Origin of the sequence: Baekduia sp. (genome assembly GCF_035996765.1) — a bacterium.
Lineage (GTDB): Bacteria > Actinomycetota > Thermoleophilia > Solirubrobacterales > Solirubrobacteraceae > Baekduia.
In genome coordinates this window covers 1-3,953 of record NZ_DASYJG010000005.1, presented here as the reverse complement: position 1 = coordinate 3,953, position 3,953 = coordinate 1, and the positions used below count along the sequence as shown (strand labels likewise).

Here is a 3,953-nt window from a genome sequence, read left to right as displayed (position 1 = left end):
AGCGGCAGGCGCAGGCCGCCGACCGGATGGCCGGCCAGCTCGAGCGCCGCCTTGACGGGGATCGGATTCGTGGTGACGCCCATCGCGGCGTAGATGTCGCGCAGCGAGGCGTCGATCGCGGCCCGGTTCTCGGGCTCGTCGACCATGCGCCGCATCTCGTCGCCGACCAGGTGGCTGGCGACGCAGATACCGCCGCAGCCCCCGATCTCGAGGGTGCGCAGCAAGGCCTCGTCGTTGCCGGCGTAGATGCCCAGCCCGTCGATCGGCGCCAAGTTGTCGTTGTTGGCCTGCTTGACGTAGTCGACGCCGTCCAGCTGCGCCAGCTCGGCCAGCAGGTCGTTCGGCACATCGATGACGCACCGCGACGGGATGTTGTAGAGGATGATCGGCACGTCGGTGGCCTTGGCCACCGCTGCGTAGTGGGCGATGAGCCCGCGCCGGTTGGGCTTGTTGTAATAAGGGGTGACGCTGAGGACGGCGTCGACGCCGAGCGCGGTCGCGCGCTCGGTCAAGTGCACCGCGTGGCGGGTGTCGTTGGATCCGACCCCAGCGATGATCGACATGCCCTCGGGCCGCTCGGCAACGGCCAGCTCGACGACGCGCAGATGCTCCTCGTCGCTCAGCGTCGAGGCCTCGCCGGTCGAGCCGCAGACGACGAAGCCGTCCGAGCCATGGTCGGCAAGATGGTGCAGAAGATCGACGAACGCCTGCTCGTCGACGTTCAGATCGTCGTCAAACGGCGTGACGATCGCGGTGAGGATGGCTCCCAGCCCGGCCACGCGACGCATTGTCCCAGGATCAGCCCGCAAGCGGGTCGCCACTGGTGAGCGTTGGTGGGATCTCGTGGCTGCGGTCGACGGTCAGAGCGTCGCCGGCGGGCGGTGCAGGCGGTGTCGCAGGCGGCTGCGCCTCGGCGGCAGCCGCGACCGCCTCGGCGGCCTCGGCCGTGGCCTCGGGGTCCGGCGTCGGCTCAGCGGGCGCCGTCGTCGACTCGTCCCAGCCCTTGTTCTTCTGGCTCTCGTTGAACTGCGTCTGAACCTCGTCGAGCTTGACCTGCGCCTGGTCGGCGAGGCCCTTGGCGCGTTCCTTGAGCGTGCCGTCCTTGGCGTCCTGCTGCGCCTGCTCGGCGAACTTCTTCGCCTTGTCCATGAAGCCCATGCTGCCGGTTCTCCTCAGGGTCGATCGGCTTCACAGCGTACCCTCGTCGGGTGCCGGATCCCGCCTCCCTCGCCGCCGAGATCGTCGCGGTGCGTTGGCGTGCCGACGATGGGGGCTTTGCCGTCCTGGCCGCCATGGCCGATGAGGGCGAGGAGGTCACCCTCACCGGTCCGATCGCGCACCTGCACGAGGGCGATACCGTCGAGGTCCAGGGTGCCTGGCGTGACCATCCGCGTTTCGGTCGCCAACTTCACGTCGAGCAGCTCAAGGTCGGCGCGGCGAGCCCGGACGCGTTAATCACGCTGCTGGGCTCGGTCAAGCACGTCGGCCCGCGTGGCGCGGAGTGGCTGCTGGTGCGCCATGGTGACCAGGTGCTCGAGATCGTCGACCGCGACCCGGGCACACGGCTGCTCGAGGTGCCGGGCATCGGCAAGGCCAAGCTCAAGCCGGCGGTGGCGTCGTGGCAGCAGCAGGCCGGTGGTCGCGCGCTCGCGCTGCTGCTCGCCGAGCACGGCGTCCCGGCGGCGGTTGCCGCGCGGGTGCACAAGGCGCTGGGCGGCGGCGCGCTCGCGCTCCTGCAGCAGGATCCGTATGCGCTGGCCAAGGTCGACGGGCTCGCGTTCGCGATGGCCGACGCGGTGGCCCGCGCGCTCGGCACGCCCGCCGACGCGCCCGAGCGCATCCACGCCGCACTGACGCACACGCTGCGTGCGGCCGAGCAGGACGGCCACTGCTTCCTGGCGCGCGATGAGCTGCTGCCGCGGGCCGCACGGCTCTTGGAGCTCCCGATCGAGATCGTCGACGGCCACATCGAGGACGCCGAGCTCGTCCTCGACGGCGAGCGCGTCCTCGAGCCGCGGATGGACCGCACCGAGCGGCGGCTGGCCGAGCGCGTGCGCGAGCTCGCCTCCGCCCCGCCGACGCTCGACGTCGACGTGCCGGACCAGCCGCCGGAGAGCGACCATGCGCCGACCGCCACGCAGTGGGCGGCGGTGCACGCCGCGGCCGAGCACCGGCTCTCGATCCTCACGGGCCTGCCGGGCACCGGCAAGACCGCGACGATGCGCGCGCTGGTCGACCTGCTGCGCGCGCAGAAGCGGACGGTGCGGCTGTGTGCGCCGACGGGCAAGGCGGCGCGGCGGCTGAGCGAGGCCACCGGCGGTGCCGAGGCGACGACCATCCACCGGCTGCTCGAATGGGTCCCCGGCGAGGGCTTTGCCCGGGACGCCGACGATCCCCTGACCGGCGTCGACCTCCTCGTCGTCGACGAGGCCTCCATGTTGGATGTCCGTCTGGCCGCCGCGCTGCTGGAGGCCGTCGGCCCGCGCACGCACGTGCTGCTCGTCGGCGACGTGGACCAGCTTGCGCCCGTCGGGCCCGGCCGCGTGCTGGAGGATCTCATCGCCTCAGGCACAGCGCCCGCGACGCGGCTGACCGAGGTCTTCCGCCAGGCCGCGCGCTCGCTGATCATCCGCGCGGCGCACCGCGTCAACCGCGGCGAGGCGCCGCTGGGTCCGTCCCAGCCGCTAGGCCCCGACGACCTCCGCGAATTCTTCTACATCGAGCGCCCCAGCGCGGCCGACGTCTTCACCGAGGTGGTCTCGCTGGCGACCAGCCGCCTTCCCGACCACTATGACTTGGATCCCATCGCCGACCTCCAGGTCCTCGTCCCCATGCACAAGGGCCCGGCGGGGATCGACGCGTTCAACGAGACGCTGCGCGAGCGGCTCAACCCCAGCGGCCGCGACGTCAAGGGCACGCCCTTCCGGCTCGGCGACCGCATCATGCAGACGCGCAACAACCACGAGCGCTCGTTCTACAACGGCGAGATCGCGGTCGTCGCTGCCAACGATCCCGGCCGCGGAACGCTGACGCTCGTCGGCGACGACGGCCGCCGACTGACGCTCGACACCTCAGAGACCGCGACGCTGCGGTTGGCCTACGCCTGCTCGGTCCACAAGATGCAGGGCTCCCAGGCGCCGGCGATCGTCATCGCCCTGGCACGCAGCCACGCGCCGATGCTGACCCGCAACCTCGTCTACACCGCGGTGACGCGCAGCCAGACCGCCTGCGTCATCGTCGCCGAACGTGGCGCGTTGCCGACAGCCTTGAGCCGCGTCGATGCCTCACGGCGCAACACGCGGCTGGTCGAGCTGGTGTCCTAGTTGCGGCTGGCGGCGCCGGCCGGGTGGGCCTCGATGTGGCTGACCGGCGCGTCGATCGCCCGCTGGATGCGGTGCGGGAGATCGATCTGCAGCCAGCGCGACGTGCTGTTCGGCAGCGTGGAGACGAGGATCTCATCCCAGCGACGGGGGTCCCAAACCTCGATGACCGCGCATGCGGGGTCAACGTCGCCAAGCATTGCCTCAGCCTCCACGCCGCCGGCATGGAGACGGTCGAGTGCCGCGTTGACGCGCTGACCCAAGCCCGTCTGCTGATCCTGTGGGACCAGCAGCGTCACGGCGAGCGGACCATGCTCCGCTCGGGCGTGAAGGGTGTCGTACAGCTCGTCGGAGTCGACCGTCTGGTTGGCCACGACGAGGAGCTTTTCGCGGTACATACGCCGCTCCTCTTCGGGTGGTGGAAAGAACGTCTGGCGACGGTACTCCCCGCTCCTAGCGTCCGCAATGCAGGACCCTGCCGGGACGTCTAGGTGTAAGTCCCGTGGAGGTTGTTTCGCTGGTTGAGGCGGGTGATCGGGGTTTGGTGGTCGAGGGCTGAGTGTCGGCGGTGATGGTTGTAGTGCCAGAGCCATCCGTCAAGGGCCGCGGTGCGTTCGTCGCTTGAGCGGTAGA

General features: G+C 70.7%; 5 protein-coding genes. 1 reads left to right on the top strand and 4 read right to left on the bottom strand.

What is annotated here, in order from left to right; genetic code table 11:
• The coding region (gene dapA, locus VGO10_RS00730; RefSeq protein WP_327464163.1) for a 4-hydroxy-tetrahydrodipicolinate synthase at positions 1-779 on the bottom strand (779 nt) is incomplete at its 3' end.
• A 19-nt stretch (positions 780-798) separates the two neighbouring features.
• Positions 799-1,149, bottom strand: coding sequence for a hypothetical protein (locus VGO10_RS00725; RefSeq protein WP_327464162.1), 351 nt, complete (start codon positions 1,147-1,149; stop codon positions 799-801).
• A gap of 59 nt (positions 1,150-1,208) precedes the next feature.
• Between VGO10_RS00725 and VGO10_RS00720 the strand changes: the two genes are divergently transcribed.
• A complete protein-coding gene (locus VGO10_RS00720; RefSeq protein WP_327464161.1) occupies positions 1,209-3,323 on the top strand; it encodes an AAA family ATPase in 2,115 nt (704 codons plus the stop codon).
• On the opposite strand, the gene VGO10_RS00715 is transcribed toward VGO10_RS00720, so the two are convergent.
• Together VGO10_RS00715 and VGO10_RS21705 are read right to left on the bottom strand one after the other, a co-directional pair.
• A complete protein-coding gene (locus tag VGO10_RS00715) occupies positions 3,320-3,718 on the bottom strand; it encodes a hypothetical protein (protein ID WP_327464160.1) in 399 nt (132 codons plus the stop codon). The two genes, VGO10_RS00720 and VGO10_RS00715, sit on opposite strands and share 4 nt — an antisense overlap.
• An 89-nt stretch (positions 3,719-3,807) precedes the next feature.
• On the bottom strand, positions 3,808-3,953 hold a 146-nt coding region (locus VGO10_RS21705; protein WP_349258906.1), incomplete at its 5' end, for an integrase core domain-containing protein.

Bases quoted from the DNA above. Each gene is read 5' to 3' on its own strand.
- VGO10_RS00715 (WP_327464160.1), bottom strand. From the start codon at position 3,718: ATGTACCGCGAAAAGCTCCTCGTCGTGGCCAACCAGACGGTCGACTCC.
- VGO10_RS00725 (WP_327464162.1), bottom strand. From the start codon at position 1,149: ATGGACAAGGCGAAGAAGTTCGCCGAGCAGGCGCAGCAGGACGCCAAG.